Below are 13,792 nucleotides of genomic sequence, written 5' to 3'. Positions count from 1 at the left end.
CCTACTTCTTCGCGATCCAGAAATCGTAGGCGCTGGACGGCGAGTCGAGGCCGGCCTCGAAGCCCAGACCGTTGACGTTGCTCTTCGCCGCCAGGAACCAGCTCGGCGCGAACAACGGCACGATGAAGGCCTGGTCCACACCCCGCTTCTGAATCGCGTCGGTGAGCTGCCGCTTGCGGACGGGATCGGTCGTCCGCAACGACTCGTCGATCTGGCTCGTGATCTCCTGGTCTGGATTGGGAATGTTGGAATAGAGGAAGCCCTTCGATCCCAGCATGTCCCAGAGCTCGCGGGCAGGATCGGACGGATTGTCCGTATTGGGATAGATCACCCAGGTGCCGTTGGCGTTGTTCTTGGCGTATTCGCCCGCCGTGATCAGGCGCAGGTTGAGATCGAGGCCGACATTCTTGCGCAACGCCGCCTGGACGCCCTGGATAAGGATGTCGCGATTGTCGCGCACATAGGGCTGCGGATAGCCGACCTCGATCGAGAGGCGCTTGCCGTCCTTGGTGCGGAAGCCTTCGGAATCGCGGCCAGTCCAGCCGGCTTCGTCGAGCAGCTTGTTGGCGCCAGCAATGTCGTTGCCCCAGGAACCGACCAGTGCCTTGTTATAGGCGGGATTGGCCGGGCCGATGATCGACCAGGCGCGCGGCACGGTGCCGAGATAGACCTGCTTCACGATCGGCTCCAGATCGAAACCGTCGCGCAGCGCGCGGCGCACGCGAACATCGTCCGCCGGCGGGCGCGTGTAGTTGATGTTGAAGGTGAAGGACGTGCTGGCGCCGGACGGGCCGGTCAGCAGCTTGAAGCCCGGCTGCTCCGCGAACAGCGGCGCATCGGTCGGCTGCACGCCCTCGATCAGATCCACCTGCCCCGAGGTCAATGCGCCCGTGCGAACGGCATATTCGGGGAGGAAGCGGAGAGTGACGCGGTCCAGATGAGCAGGTCCGTTATGCGCGGCATTGCCAGGCGCCCAATTATAGGCCGCGTTGCGCGCGAACACCGCGGACTGGCCGCGCGTGTAGCTCTCGAACACGAACGGTCCGGTGCCGGCCAACCCGCGTCCACCTCCGCAGAGATCACCCTTCGCCAGCGATTTCGGCGAGATCAGGCCGAGCTTCACATTCGAGGTCGACTCCAGGAAACTCGAATCCGGCGTCGACAACACCAGTTTGACCACATAGGGCGAGACCACTTCGGCACGATCGTAGGCCTGGAGCAGCGAGACCGCGGTGACCGCGTCTCGGGCTTCTTGACGAAATCGTAGTTGGCCTTGACCGCTGCAGCGTCGAACTTCTCGCCGTCGTGGAAGACGACGTCTTCCCTCAGTTTGTATGTGTATTCCTTGCCGTCGGTCGAAATCGACCACTCGGTCGCAAGCCAGGGTGCGAACGTGCCATCCGCCTTCTTCGCGATCAGCGAGTCGATGTAATTGCGGGCCACGAAGAACGCGGCCTGCTGTGACGAATAATGCGGATCGAAGCATGATGGCTCGGTCGTCACGCCCCACCGCAACGCGCCTCCGGAAACCGGCTTGTCTTCGGCATACGCTACATTCGACGCAAGCAAGGCAATCGCCACGCCGCTCACCAGCAAATTATTCTTCTTCATCCGCGTCACTCGCAATCGTTTCTGCTGTTGCCCCTGCAATCGGCGCATCGAACATCATCAATTGAAGGATGACGTACGTTCGCGCTTCATCCGATCTGCACGAGGCGTTATCTCTTGTTGCATCGCGATGTAATTCGTCGTCGCGCGCAAACGCAACATGCAAACGGTCGCGACGACGGCTGCACATGAAGTTTGAACAATTATTCGAGCCCTCACGCCGACGGTGGATGAAATCGACGACATCGAACGCCAATCCGACAATTCGATGCTGCACGATCGTTGCGCATCGTGACCCGACAACCAGCTGAGCTTTGGAATCCCCATGTCGCCACGCCAATTGCACCTGAACGTCAACCTGCTTCACTCCGGCGTATATCCGTCAGCCTGGCGACTGCCCGACAGCGATCCACGCGCCTTCTTCGATCTCGGTCATTATGTGCGCGTGGCTCAGATTGCCGAGCGCGGCAAGTTTGACGCAATCTTTCTGGCGGACTCGCCAGCCGTGAACGACCGCATCGACTACCGGTCGTTCACGTCGATGGAGCCGACCATCGTGCTGGCAACAGTTGCCGCAACGACCAGGCACGTCGGTCTGATTGGAACGGTGTCGACGACCTACAACGAGCCCTACAACATCGCACGCCGTTTCGTGACGCTCGACCACGCCAGCGGCGGCCGCTCGGGATGGAACGCGGTCACCACGGCAGATGCCGCTTCAGGCCGCAATTTCGGTCTGTCGTCGGTAACGGAACACAAGGCACGCTACGAACGCGCCAAGGAGTTCACGGAAGTCGTCCACGCATTGTTCGACAGCTGGGAGGACGACGCCTTTGTGGGCGACAAGGCGAGCGCGCGATTTGTTGATACGTCGAAAGTGCACCCGATCGCGCACCGCGGCCCGCATTACTCGGTGGCAGGACCGCTGAACGTCCCACGCTCACCACAGGGGCGACCGGTCACGGTGCAGGCGGGTGGCTCGAATGACGGGCGCGATTTCGCGGCAGCCTATGCAGAAGCCGTATTCACGCTGGCGCAGAGCATCGAGGAAGGCGTCGCGTATGCGCGCGATCTGCGCGCACGCGCCGCGTCCTATCGTCGTTCCGGCGATTCCATCGTGATTCTGCCCGGGCTCGCCACCGTCATCGGCAGCACCGAGGCCGAAGCCAAGCGGCGACAGGACGAGCTCTGGGAACTGGTGCCGATCGAATACAGCCTGGCGCGGTTGGCCGGCACGCTTCAGATCGACCCTACCCTCCTCGAGCTCGACAAGCCCCTGCCGGATCCCCTGCCGCTTCCGGTCAATGCCAACCACACCATGTTCCAAGGCACCGTGAATATCGCACGGCGTGGCAATCTCACAGTCCGACAGCTGATCCGCGCGCTCGGAGGCGGCGTCGGACATCGCATCATCGTCGGCACGCCGGAGCAGATCGCCGACGACATCGAGGCTTGGTTCAAGGCGGGTGCCGCCGACGGTTTCAACCTCATGCCAGACGTACTGCCGTCCGGTCTGGAGACCTTCGTCGATACCGTCGTGCCCATCCTACAGAGTCGCGGGCTGTTCCGCACCGAGTACGCCGGCTCGACGCTGCGCGATCATCTTGGCCTGCAGCGACCAGTGAGCCGATATGCGAAGCGGTCGCTGGAGGTCGCATCAGCCTAGCTGTCCCGACTATCTATCCCAGAGATCGAGCCCGCCCGTCGGCGGGCTTGGCCGATCGCCTGGCCCGCACGCGCGGAATTACGTCGAGTGCAAATCGCCGCATCTCGGCCTCGAACGGCTGGAATTGCAGCATGAAGAGCTCGATGCCGGCCGCATGGAACGCCTCGATGCGCTCCGCCACCTCGTCATAGCTCCCGACCAGCCCCGCGGCGGTACCGCCATTGCTGCCAACGCGCGGCGTCTTCTGCATGGTCTGCATCATCACGACCTTGGGGTCGGTGTTGTGCTTCTGGATCGCCTTCATCGGCGCATCCTTTGCGGCGAGGCTCAGCAACCGCTCGTAAGCGGCCTGCGCCAGCTCCCGGGTTTCGCGTGCGACGACGAAGGCCGACAAGCCGAAACGGAGCGGCGGCGCGGCATCGCGCGGGCGCACTGCGACATCGGCAATCAACCCGGCCACATCCTCCAGCGGCTGGCCATTGATAAACCAGACGTCGCCATGGCCTGCAACGAGGCCGCGCGCCGGCTCGGACTCACCGCCGACATAGATGGCCGGACGCTTGCGATACAGGCTGGTCGGGCGCAGGGCATAGTCCGTGACGTTGAAATGCTCGCCCGCATAATTGAGACGTTCGCCTTCCATGAGGCGCGAGACGACAGATATCCACTCGCGGCCGTAGGCATAGCGAGCGTCATGGTCCGGGAAGCCGATCCCGGCCTTCTCCAGTTCGGGACGGTTCCAGGCATTGACCAGATTGATCGCAAACCGGCCACCGCTGATGTTCTCGATCCCGAGTGCGAGCTTCGCCAGCACCACGGGGTGATAGAGATAGGGCTTGATCGCAGCAATGATCTCGATGCGCTTGGTCAGCGCCGCGATCGCTGCCGCGGCACTCCAGGCCTCGAGCTGATCGAGGTCTTCCTGATGCGGGTTGATGGTGTGCTGCGCGATCAGCGTTGAATCATAACCGAGCTCTTCGGCTGCAAGGATGAGATCGCGATTGCGCTCCCAGGACGCATCATAGGGCTCTTCGGGAGCCTGATGCGCCGCGCGCGGCCCATGCACCAGCGCCCAAATGCCGAAGCGAAGAGGTGCAGTCGCCATCGTGCTCTCCTGTGACTTTCTCTCGTCAAGTTCTCGATCGTCGCCTGTTCTCGCCAAGGCCTGACGCAAGATCAAGCACATCCGCCTCAAAAGATTTTCTTTGTCGCGCAGCGGCACCGTGGCGACAGCAGATCACTCCGGAGCGAACGACAATTGAAATAGCGCTCTATTTCTGTCGGCACGATTTCATGGGACATTTTGCGCTGAACAAGGTTTCACGTCTTGAGCAATATCGAACTGAGCCAAATCGACCGCACGACAATCGTCGCTGACAACGCGCCGTCATCGCAAGGCAGCATGAAATCGCCTGCGGCGGCAAGCAAGCTTGGCGCTCGCGGCCTCCAGCTTCTGTCCTGGGTTGCACCCCTGCTGCTCGTTGTCGTTTGGGAAGCACTTGCACAGGCGGGATGGCTTTCGCCGCAGGTGCTGCCTGCACCAAGCAAGGTGATCCGAACGGCGTACAAGCTCGTAACCACCGGGACCCTGTTGAACGATCTCGGCGTCAGCCTGCTGCGTGCCGCGGCGGGCTTTGCGATCGGGTCTGCGGTCGGCGCCACGCTCGGCATCCTTGTCGGCTTCTCACGGATCGCGGAAGCCGCGATCGACCGCAGCGTGCAGATGATCAGGGCCATCCCTTTTCTCGCCGCACTCCCTCTGGTCATCGTCTGGCTGGGCGTCGGCGAGACGCAAAAAATCTTCCTTGTCGCGCTCGGCGTCACGTTCCCGATCTACATCAATACCGTGCTCGGCATCCGCCAGGTTGATCCCAAGCTGCTCGAGCTGGGACGAGTCCAGGGCCTGAGCTCGCTCCAACTGATCCGCCGCATCATTCTTCCCGGCGCGCTGCCGTCGATCCTGACCGGCGTTCGTTATGCTCTTGCCACGGCTTGGCTCGCGCTGGTCGTGGCTGAAACCATCGGCGCGCAGTCGGGGATCGGCTTTCTCGCGATGGATGCGCGCGAATTCCTGCGCACCGATGTGATCGTCCTGACGATCGCAATCTACGCGCTGATCGGCGTCGCGGCCGACGCCATTGCGCGCTTTCTCGAACAGCGCCTCCTCGCCTGGCATCCGAATTACGGAGCAGCAAGGTGAACGTGCACGTCGCTCCGCAGCCTTCCGCGCCGTTCGAATCCGGACCGGCCGTCGTTGTCAGCAACCTCGTCCGCAGCTACGGCAGCCGCGTCGTGATCGAGAAGCTGAACCTGCGCATCGATCGCGGCGAATTCGTCGCCCTGCTCGGCGAGAGCGGGTGCGGCAAGACAACATTGTTGCGGGCGCTGGCCGGGTTGGATCCCATCCAGGGTGGCCGTATCGCGGCGCCCCGCCGGCCGGCCGTGGTGTTTCAGGAGCATCGGCTGCTGCCCTGGGACAATCTCTGGCGCAATGTGGCGCTCGGCTTGCAGGTTCCGGATCCTCGCGAACGCGCCGCCGAAGCGCTCACCGAGGTCGGCCTCGGCGACAGGCTCGACGACTGGCCGCGCAATCTGTCCGGCGGACAAGCCCAGCGCGTCGCGCTCGCCCGCGCGCTGGTGCAGCAGCCCGAGCTTCTGCTGCTCGACGAGCCGTTTGCCGCGCTCGATGCGCTCACCCGTATCCGCATGCACGAGCTGGTCCGCGAGCTGGTGGCCAATCATCAGCCCGGCGTCCTGCTCGTCACCCACGATGTCGACGAAGCCATCGCGCTGGCCGATCGCATCCTCGTGATGCGCGACGGCGCAATCGCCTTCGAGCATCGCGCCGGGCGTGGAAGCTCGGCATCCATCTCGCGCGCCGAACTCCTTAGCGAGCTTGGCGTGGTCTCCCATTCTCCCAGCTAGGTCATCCGGAAGGCAAAAAATGTCCGACTCATCGATCGCCAAACCATCCCGGCGCAGCTTCCTCGGCTCCGCAGCTTTTGGCATTGGCGCGCTCGCCGGCATGAATATCAGCGAATTCGCCCAGGCCGCGCCTGGCCGTACCACCGACACGGTCCGCCTGACCTGGGGCCTGAGCGGCCTCAATCTGATCGCCAAGGAGCGCGGCGAGTTCGAGAAGGTGCTGGCCAAGGATGGCATCAAGGTCGAATGGCTCGGCCCCTTCCCTAATCATGCGCCAACCTTGCAGGCGGTGACCGGCGGCAGCGCAGATTTCAGCTTCGGCGGCAGCACCACGCCTGCGCTCGCCGCTATCATCGCCGGCTCGCCGCTGGTGTTCACCCAGTTCGTGGTCTACGAGCCCCGCACCACGGCGATCATCGCCAAAGACGGGTCCGGCATCGACAAGGTCGAAGACCTCGTCGGCAAGTCGGTCGCGGTTAATCGCTCAGGCCTCGGCGAGTTCCTGCTGGTCGCGGCGCTCGAGAAACACAAGGTCGACCGCTCCGCGGTGAAGTTCGTCTATCTCAATCCTCCTGATGCGGCGCCGGCGCTCGCCTCCGGCAAGGTCGACGCCTGGTCGATGTGGAGCCCTGGCGTCGACATCGCCCGGCTCGAATACAAGGCGCACGACATCTTTCTGGAAGGCCGCGATCTCGAATTCCAGATCGACTACACGTCCTATCTGACCACCCGCAAATTCGCGACCGACAATCCCGCCCTCGTCCGCGCGGTGAACGACGCCTTCCGCGCCGAAGGCAAGTGGATTTCGGAGAACAGCAGGGATGCCGAGTACATCGCCCAGAAGGCGGGGAAATACAGCGATCAGGTCCGCGACCAGTTCATCGCGATGAACCGCAAATACCGCTACTTCGCGGTCAACGACGAGCGCTTCATCAGCGAGCTGCAAAAGGCCGCCGACTGGCTCGCGGCCCGCAAGGTTCTACCCGAGCCGGTCAAGGTGACCGACCATCTCGCCCAGCTCTAATAACAGGCCAACACTATGAACAAGACCGTGTCCGCCCCCTCCCTCGGCACACCCGAACCGCTCAAGACCGGCTCGCCGGAGCTGGAGGCGCTCCTTAACCAGATCGCCGAGGGCGCCAGTGACCGCGAGCGCGACCGCATCCTGCCGTTCGAGGTCATCGATCTCATTCGCCGGGCTCGCCTTGGCGCGTTGCGGCTGCCGTTGGACGCCGGTGGCGCCGGCAGCACGATCCGCGATCTCTTCGCCTTCGTCATTCGCCTCGGCGAGGCCGACGCCAATGTCGCGCATATCCTGCGCAACCATTTCAGCGTGGTCGAGCGCCTGGTGCGTTCCCCCAAGGACGAGCAGAGCCGGCAATGGCAGAAGGCGGTCGCCGAGGGCGCCATCATCGGACTTGCGACGACCGAGCTTGAAAGCCCGCGCGTCGGCAATGTCACGCCCGGGACGACGTTCACGCCCGACGGGAACGGCGATTATCTGCTGAACGGCACCAAATACTACAGCACAGGCACGTTGTACTCGGATTATGTGCTGGTGCGCGCGGCCGATCCGTCCGGAGCGACGGGCGCCACGATCGTGCCGATCAAGCGCGAGGGAATCGAGCTGGTCGACGACTGGGACGGGCTCGGGCAGCGACTTACCGCAACCGGCACGACGCACTTCCGTAACGTCAAGGTCAGGCGCGAGGAAGTGGTGTTCGATACGCCGGACGGCGGTTATGGCGTGCCCTATTCCAACACGTTTGCACAGCTCTTCCTGACGGCGGTCGTTGCCGGCATTGCACGCGCGACGCTGCGCGATGCGACAGCCCTGGTCCGCTCGCGCAAGCGTACGTTTTACTACGCGCCCACCGAGATCCCGACCGACGATCCGCTCCTGCAACAGACGGTCGGCCAGATCGCCAGCGGCGCTTTTGCGGCCGAGACGGTGGTGCTCGCGGCCGTCGAGGCGCTCGACCTTGCAACCGATGCGTTCGACGCCGGCGCGGCGAACGCTACAGAGGCGGCGCACACCGCCGCGCTGCTCTCGGCAAAGGCCAAGATCATCGCCGATGATTTCGCCATCCGAGGTGGCAGCCTGCTGTTCGATGTCGGCGGCGCATCGGCGACCAAGAAGGTCACCAACTTCGACCGTCACTGGCGCAATGCGCGCACGCTCTCTTCGCACAATCCGACCACCTACAAGGCGCGTTCGATCGGCGAACACGAGATCAACGGCACGCCGTTGCCCGCGAAGGGCTTTTTCTGAGAGCGAACAGGCCGATCCACGGCGTCCGATGCGAGGAGCGACAGATGGGAAAGTCCGACATTCATCTTGTCAGCGGCGATGACGAGGTCGAGCATCAGTTTCGAGCCGTGATGCGGCGCCTGGCCGGCGGCGTCACCATCATCACGGCCGGTCGCGACGAGGACATCACCGGCATGACGGTGACGTCCCTGACATCGCTCAGCGCCAGTCCGCCCCGGCTACTAGTCAGCGTCAACCGGCAGGCCTCGTCCTTTGCTCGAATCGCGCGCTACGGCGTATTCGGCGTCAGCATTCTGGGATCGGATCAGCAGGCCCTCGCCGGGCGCTTCAGCGACAAAAGCTTGAAGGGCCACGAGCGCTTCGACGGGATCAGATGGTCCGCGGGGGCGGCCGGCGTGCCGCTGCTTGGCGACACTCTCGCAACCATCGAATGCAAGGTCGAGGAAATCATCGAACGGCACTCGCATGGCATCATCATCGGCAGCCTGTTGAGCTTCGAGCTGTCCCGCGAACTGTCGGGCCTGGTGTACTGGAACGGCCAGTACATCAGGATCACCCATGACTTCGACCTCGACCTCCTCGCCGAGATCAGTATTCCGTTGGCCCATGTCAGATAACCCGCCGGAATCGCCCAGCGGCGGGCGCTGGCAGCTTGACGGGATTGTCGCCGAGCTTCGCCTCTCGCGCGAAGAAACACACAGCATAAGGCGCGACGGAGAGGCGCGACGCGCTCCCTCGCGCGAGGCGCTTCAGGCCATTCTGGATGGCCTCACCGAGGCGCTGTTTCCGAGGCATTACGGTCAGTTCGACCTCGACGGCGAGAATATCGACTATTTCGTCGGCAATCGCCTGAGCATCGCCCTCGACGGCCTTTGCGACCAGATCCACCGCGGCGCACGATTCGTCGGTGACGAGCTGATCCCGGGCTACCGGCGCGAGGACGCGGTCGAGCTGACGCGGCAGTTCGGCGAGCGCCTGCCGGTGGTGCGTGGACTCCTGATCTCCGATCTGAGAGCCGCCTTCGTCGGCGATCCCGCAGCCAGGAACTTTCCGGAGATCCTGATCGGATATCCGGGCATGACGGCGATCATCCATCACCGGCTGGCACATATCCTTGATGGGCTCAATGCGCGCTTGATCGCCCGACTTGTCGCGGAGATCGCTCATACGAGAACCGGGATCGACATTCACCCCGGCGCCAGCATCGGATCCGGCTTCTTCATTGATCACGGGACCGGTGTGGTCATCGGGGAGACCGCAATCATCGGCGACAATGTCCGGATCTATCAGGCCGTGACGCTCGGCGCGCGCCACTTTCCAACCGACGACGATGGCCATCTGATCAAGGGCGATGCACGGCATCCGATCGTCGAGGACGACGTCGTGATTTATGCCGGCGCAACCATCCTCGGGCGGATCACGATCGGCCGAGGCGCGACGATCGGCGGCAACGTCTGGGTCACCCAGGACGTGCCGCCGAACAGCATCGTGACGCAGGCCACCGCCCGCAACAAGCAGGGTTAGGCGGCCGGCGCCTTCCAGCGCATCAGGCGGCGTTCCAGCGTCTCGAGGATCGCGTTGAAGACGAGGCCGATCACGGTAATGCCCAGGATGCCAAAATACATCTGGGGGATCAGGAAGCTGTATTGGCTGTTGATGATGAGATAGCCGAGCCCCGATTTCGCGCCGACCATTTCTGACGCCACCAGGACCAGCATCGCGGATGCGCTCGCCAGACGGATGCCGACGAAGATCGTCGGCAATGATGCCGGCAGGATCACCTTCCGGAACAACTGGCTCGGTGTCGCGCCCATCGTCCGCGCTGACTTGACCAGCAGCGGATCGACCTGGCGCACGGCTGCGATCGTATTGAGAAGTAACGGCCAAGCGCAGCTATAAACCACCATGGTGACCTTCGAGAGCTCACCAATGCCGAGCAGCAGGATGAAAACAGGGAGCAGCGCAAGTGGCGCCGTGTTGCGCGCGATCTCGATGATCTGGTTCAAGAAGTCGCCGAGCCGGGCGTACCATCCCGTCAGCACACCCAACGGCACGAAGAGGACAATGGCGATCAGGAAGCCGCTCAGGGCTCGAAGCAGGCTTGCACAGACGTCGTCATAGAGTTCACCGCTCTGCGCGAGCTGCCAGCCAGCGGCGATCACCTCGGAGAACGGCGGCAGGAACGTCACGTCGATCAACCCGAGGCGCGGCGTCGTCTCCCAGACAGCCAGGAACACCAGCAGCGGCAGGGATCGTTGCCCGATGATGCCGAACCATCGCACCAGGCTGCCCGTCGCGGCGGCAACCGCGCCGGCGCGTGGTCTGGCCCGGTCTTTCGGACTCCCCTCGGCTAGCTCCAGCAACGTCAGGATTTCCAGATTAGACATGAGCCAACTCCTTCTTTCCTGCGCGCTCGCCGTCCGGCGCGGGCACCTGGGAGCCCTGCGCCTTCAACACTTCGTCGCGCAGCAAGGACCACACCTCGTGCCTGACCTGCCCGAACTGGGGCAGCGAGCGGACGTCCTCGGTCTCGCTGTGCAGCTCGGCGGGAATATCGACAATCTGCTTGATCCGGCCGGGGCGCGAGGTCATCACGGCCACGCGCTGGCCGAGCACGACGGCCTCGTCGATGCCGTGCGTGATGAACAGGATGGTTTTCCCGGTCCTGCGCCAGATCCGCAGCAGCTCGCCTTGCAGCGTCTCACGCGTCTGTGCGTCGAGCGCGGCAAAGGGCTCGTCCATCAGCAGCACCTCCGGATCGTAGGCAAGGCTTCGCGCGATTGCGACGCGTTGCTTCATGCCGCCGGAGAGTTCGTGCGGATAGCGGTCGGCAAAGCCGGACAGTCCGACCAGATCGAGATAATGCAGAGCCCGCTCGCGCCGCTCCCTGGCTTTGAGACCCGCGATGTCGAGCCCGAACTCGACGTTCTGCGCGGCTGTGCGCCAGGGAAACAGCGCATATTGCTGGAACACGATGCCGCGGTCGCGCGCCGGGCCCTCGATGGCGTTGCCATCGAGCAGGATGCGTCCGCTGCTCGGCGCCGTCAGTCCGCCGAGCAGATCCAGCAAGGTCGACTTGCCGCAGCCGCTCGGCCCGACCAGCGCCAGGAATTCGCCGGCACGAACATCCAGCGTGATATCATCGAGCGCAGTGAAGCTCTGCGCCGGCCCGCCATCCTTGCCGCGGACCAGGAACTCCTTGCGGACGTGCTCGAAGCGGATCTTGGCCATGGTCATTTGGCCTCCGCGGTCTTGCCGGGGCGGAAATGGTTGAACTCGTTGGTATAGATGTCCGATGGCTTGAGCTGGTCCTGCTTCAACAGACCGTCCTTGACCAGCCAGTCGATCCACACCTGGAGCTCAGCATCGCCGATCACCCCGCCCCTGGTCGCGACACCCGTGCTCTTCCAGTATTTGATGGGTGTTGCGTCCTCGTTGCGCTTGCGATCGGCAATGATGCGTTCGAAGCGGGCGCGGACCTCCTCGGGCGGCGTCGTCTGCGCCCAGGCGATGGCACGGGACACGCCCTCGATCAGCTTGCGGGACGCGTTGGGATTGTCCTTGATGAACTTGTCCCGCAGCACATAGGACCCGCCGGTGAAGTTTCCGAAGATGTCAGAGTCCGCGAACAGCCTGCGGATGCCGCCGCGCTCCAGCGCCTTGTCGCGCAGCACGCCGTTCAGCGTGCTGACCTCGACCTGCCCCTGCCGCAGCGCCTGCTCACCGGTGACCGGCGGGATCGCAACCAGCGTCACCTGCTTCGCCTCCGCCGGCGTCAGGCCATTGCGGGCCAGATACTCGCGCAGCACGAATTCGAGATGCGCCCCCAGCGTGTTCACCGCGACCTTCTTGCCGATCAGGTCGCGCGCGGTCTTAATCGGACTGTCCTCCTTCACGTAGTAGCCGTTGTAGGTGTTGTCGTCCGAGCCGTAATAGCCGACAACAGCCTTGATCGGCGCCCTGGCTGCGATCAGCTTGATGATCGCGCCATAGAACGCGCCGCCGATATCGATGTCGCCGGTGACGACGGTCTGGATGTCCTGCGGACCGCTGATGGTGTTGCCGACCCATTTGAGCTTGAGCGGCGCGAGATAGCCGAGATCGTCGGCCAGTTCGATGAACGTCACCTGCCCGGCCCAGCCCTGGTAACGAATCTCGGTCTTTTCGAGCTGCGCCTCGGCCATGGCACTGCTGGCGAGAGCCGTCAGGCCGAGGCCGGCCAGACCGAGTTGCCGCCCTCTTGCCCGCAGGCCGGCAACCAGACGACGCAACGCAGAGATAGCGATCTTCATTGTGTTCACTCCATTGCTCGGTTCAGGCGGCCTTCGCCTGGGGCTTCGCCGCCTTGACGCGGGTCACGCTGCTGCGGCCGTCGATGCTGACCGGCACCTCGCCATCGATGGTGGCACGCCGGACCACGCGGTGCTGGTCGCCGTAATCGTTGACCGCGTAGTGCTGGGTCGCGCGATTGTCCCAGATCACCACGTCACCTTGCCGCCAGCTCCAGCGCACGGTGTTCTCGGGTGCGGTGATGTGCGACTGGAACAGGTCGAACAGTTTCTGGCTGTCGTATTTCGACAGGCCGACAAAGCGCTGGACGAAATTGCCGAGCACCAGCGTCCGTTCCCCGGTTTCGGGATGGACGCGAACGACGGGATGCTCGGTCTCGTAGACGGTCGCCGTGAAGACCTCCTCGAATTGCTTCCGGTCAGCCTCGCTCGCACGGGTCTTGACTGCATAGTCGTAGGCATTGCTGTGCACCGCCCACAACTCGTCCGCGAGCTTGCGCAGCGGAGCCGGCAGATCCAGATAGGACGCCGCCGTGTTCGACCAGATCGTGTCGCCGCCGAACTCGGGGATCACGACGCCGCGCAAGACTGAGATCTTCGGATAAGCGTCGACGAATGTGACGTCGGTGTGCCACTGGTCGGCGCGCCCGCCTCCGCGCGCGGAGTCAAGTTCGAGGATCGAGGCCGTTCCCTTGGTGGCGCCGACCGTGGGATGTGGCACCAGCTTTCCGAGCCGATGGGCAAAACGCTCCTGCTCGGCATCGTCGAGATGATTCTGGTCACGGAAGAAGATGACTTTGTGCTCGAGCAGCACCTGGTTGATCGTCGCAATCGTCCGATCCGGAAGATCGCCCGAAAGCTTGATGTTCCTGATTTCGGCGCCGATACGGGCCGATCGCTTGACGATATCCGAACGCGGAATGACGTTGTCGATGTTGATTCCGTCTGTCATGTCATCTTCCCCGAGACCGCGATCCATTTGGACAAGGCTCCGCCGTTCGCCGATCGCTGCTGCGATGGCGGAGTGAAAGG

Annotated in this window: 15 protein-coding genes; 7 read left to right on the top strand and 8 right to left on the bottom strand. The window is 63.5% G+C overall.

Translation table 11 applies throughout. The annotated features are described in order from the left end of the window. Position 1: 1 nt before the first annotated feature. The 3 genes from J4G43_RS20265 to J4G43_RS20260 are packed head-to-tail and all read right to left on the bottom strand — an operon-like array spanning position 2 to position 1,975. On the bottom strand, positions 2-1,195 hold the full coding sequence (locus J4G43_RS20265; protein ID WP_208086075.1) for an ABC transporter substrate-binding protein: 1,194 nt from the start codon (positions 1,193-1,195) through the stop codon (positions 2-4). Further along, on the bottom strand, positions 1,120-1,611 hold the full coding sequence (locus J4G43_RS55615) for an ABC transporter substrate-binding protein (protein ID WP_208086074.1): 492 nt from the start codon (positions 1,609-1,611) through the stop codon (positions 1,120-1,122). The genes J4G43_RS20265 and J4G43_RS55615 overlap by 76 nt, the downstream gene beginning before the upstream one ends. Then, positions 1,598-1,975, bottom strand: a complete 378-nt coding sequence (locus J4G43_RS20260; protein ID WP_208089615.1) for a hypothetical protein — start codon at positions 1,973-1,975, stop codon at positions 1,598-1,600. The genes J4G43_RS55615 and J4G43_RS20260 overlap by 14 nt, the downstream gene beginning before the upstream one ends. Here J4G43_RS20260 and J4G43_RS20255 point away from each other — a divergent pair. Continuing rightward, on the top strand, positions 1,934-3,274 hold the full coding sequence (locus J4G43_RS20255) for an LLM class flavin-dependent oxidoreductase (RefSeq protein ID WP_208086073.1): 1,341 nt from the start codon (positions 1,934-1,936) through the stop codon (positions 3,272-3,274). The two genes, J4G43_RS20260 and J4G43_RS20255, sit on opposite strands and share 42 nt — an antisense overlap. A gap of 13 nt (positions 3,275-3,287) precedes the next feature. On the opposite strand, the gene J4G43_RS20250 is transcribed toward J4G43_RS20255, so the two are convergent. Next, positions 3,288-4,379: an LLM class flavin-dependent oxidoreductase gene (locus J4G43_RS20250; RefSeq protein WP_208086072.1), complete on the bottom strand. Its 1,092-nt coding sequence runs from the start codon at positions 4,377-4,379 to the stop codon at positions 3,288-3,290. A gap of 297 nt (positions 4,380-4,676) precedes the next feature. Here J4G43_RS20250 and J4G43_RS20245 point away from each other — a divergent pair, with 297 nt between their 5' ends. The 6 genes from J4G43_RS20245 to epsC are packed head-to-tail and all read left to right on the top strand — an operon-like array spanning position 4,677 to position 9,995. After that, positions 4,677-5,474, top strand: a complete 798-nt coding sequence (locus tag J4G43_RS20245) for an ABC transporter permease subunit (RefSeq protein ID WP_208089367.1) — start codon at positions 4,677-4,679, stop codon at positions 5,472-5,474. Continuing rightward, complete coding sequence (locus J4G43_RS20240; RefSeq protein ID WP_208086071.1) at positions 5,471-6,199, top strand: ABC transporter ATP-binding protein; 729 nt, start codon at positions 5,471-5,473, stop codon at positions 6,197-6,199. Before J4G43_RS20245 ends, J4G43_RS20240 begins: the two co-directional genes overlap by 4 nt. Positions 6,200-6,218: 19 nt before the next feature. Beyond that, positions 6,219-7,223, top strand: coding sequence for an NrtA/SsuA/CpmA family ABC transporter substrate-binding protein (locus J4G43_RS20235; RefSeq protein ID WP_208086070.1), 1,005 nt, complete (start codon positions 6,219-6,221; stop codon positions 7,221-7,223). Between the two features lie 15 nt (positions 7,224-7,238). Then, on the top strand, positions 7,239-8,471 hold the full coding sequence (locus J4G43_RS20230; RefSeq protein ID WP_208086069.1) for an acyl-CoA dehydrogenase family protein: 1,233 nt from the start codon (positions 7,239-7,241) through the stop codon (positions 8,469-8,471). Between the two features lie 44 nt (positions 8,472-8,515). Further along, positions 8,516-9,088, top strand: coding sequence for a flavin reductase family protein (locus tag J4G43_RS20225; RefSeq protein ID WP_208086068.1), 573 nt, complete (start codon positions 8,516-8,518; stop codon positions 9,086-9,088). Continuing rightward, positions 9,078-9,995, top strand: coding sequence for a serine O-acetyltransferase EpsC (gene epsC / locus J4G43_RS20220; RefSeq protein WP_208086067.1), 918 nt, complete (start codon positions 9,078-9,080; stop codon positions 9,993-9,995). Before J4G43_RS20225 ends, epsC begins: the two co-directional genes overlap by 11 nt. On the opposite strand, the gene J4G43_RS20215 is transcribed toward epsC, so the two are convergent. From J4G43_RS20215 to J4G43_RS20200, 4 genes are read right to left on the bottom strand one after another with little or no spacing between them, the layout of a single operon-like run. Next, positions 9,992-10,858, bottom strand: a complete 867-nt coding sequence (locus J4G43_RS20215; RefSeq protein WP_208086066.1) for an ABC transporter permease — start codon at positions 10,856-10,858, stop codon at positions 9,992-9,994. The genes epsC and J4G43_RS20215 overlap by 4 nt on opposite strands. Further along, the gene (locus J4G43_RS20210) at positions 10,851-11,708 is read right to left on the bottom strand and encodes an ABC transporter ATP-binding protein (protein ID WP_208086065.1); all 858 of its coding nucleotides are present in this window, start codon (positions 11,706-11,708) and stop codon (positions 10,851-10,853) included. The genes J4G43_RS20215 and J4G43_RS20210 overlap by 8 nt, the downstream gene beginning before the upstream one ends. Further along, the gene (locus J4G43_RS20205; RefSeq protein ID WP_208086064.1) at positions 11,705-12,763 is read right to left on the bottom strand and encodes an ABC transporter substrate-binding protein; all 1,059 of its coding nucleotides are present in this window, start codon (positions 12,761-12,763) and stop codon (positions 11,705-11,707) included. Before J4G43_RS20205 ends, J4G43_RS20210 begins: the two co-directional genes overlap by 4 nt. A gap of 22 nt (positions 12,764-12,785) precedes the next feature. Beyond that, positions 12,786-13,712: a TauD/TfdA dioxygenase family protein gene (locus tag J4G43_RS20200; protein WP_208086063.1), complete on the bottom strand. Its 927-nt coding sequence runs from the start codon at positions 13,710-13,712 to the stop codon at positions 12,786-12,788. Positions 13,713-13,792 lie beyond the last annotated feature (80 nt).

The organism is Bradyrhizobium barranii subsp. barranii (genome assembly GCF_017565645.3).
Lineage (GTDB): Bacteria > Pseudomonadota > Alphaproteobacteria > Rhizobiales > Xanthobacteraceae > Bradyrhizobium > Bradyrhizobium barranii.
Note: the sequence above shows the minus strand (reverse complement) of the source record. Positions and strands in the feature narration are given on the sequence as shown.

Excerpts from the sequence above, each read along its gene's own strand:
- J4G43_RS55615 (WP_208086074.1), bottom strand. The coding sequence starts at position 1,611 with ATGAAGAAGAATAATTTGCTGGTGAGCGGCGTGGCGATTGCCTTGCTT.
- J4G43_RS20255 (WP_208086073.1), top strand. The coding sequence starts at position 1,934 with ATGTCGCCACGCCAATTGCACCTGAACGTCAACCTGCTTCACTCCGGC.
- J4G43_RS20250 (WP_208086072.1), bottom strand. The coding sequence starts at position 4,379 with ATGGCGACTGCACCTCTTCGCTTCGGCATTTGGGCGCTGGTGCATGGG.
- J4G43_RS20245 (WP_208089367.1), top strand. The coding sequence starts at position 4,677 with ATGAAATCGCCTGCGGCGGCAAGCAAGCTTGGCGCTCGCGGCCTCCAG.
- J4G43_RS20235 (WP_208086070.1), top strand. The coding sequence starts at position 6,219 with ATGTCCGACTCATCGATCGCCAAACCATCCCGGCGCAGCTTCCTCGGC.
- J4G43_RS20230 (WP_208086069.1), top strand. The coding sequence starts at position 7,239 with ATGAACAAGACCGTGTCCGCCCCCTCCCTCGGCACACCCGAACCGCTC.
- J4G43_RS20225 (WP_208086068.1), top strand. The coding sequence starts at position 8,516 with ATGGGAAAGTCCGACATTCATCTTGTCAGCGGCGATGACGAGGTCGAG.
- epsC (WP_208086067.1), top strand. The coding sequence starts at position 9,078 with ATGTCAGATAACCCGCCGGAATCGCCCAGCGGCGGGCGCTGGCAGCTT.
- J4G43_RS20215 (WP_208086066.1), bottom strand. The coding sequence starts at position 10,858 with ATGTCTAATCTGGAAATCCTGACGTTGCTGGAGCTAGCCGAGGGGAGT.
- J4G43_RS20210 (WP_208086065.1), bottom strand. The coding sequence starts at position 11,708 with ATGACCATGGCCAAGATCCGCTTCGAGCACGTCCGCAAGGAGTTCCTG.
- J4G43_RS20205 (WP_208086064.1), bottom strand. The coding sequence starts at position 12,763 with ATGAAGATCGCTATCTCTGCGTTGCGTCGTCTGGTTGCCGGCCTGCGG.
- J4G43_RS20200 (WP_208086063.1), bottom strand. The coding sequence starts at position 13,712 with ATGACAGACGGAATCAACATCGACAACGTCATTCCGCGTTCGGATATC.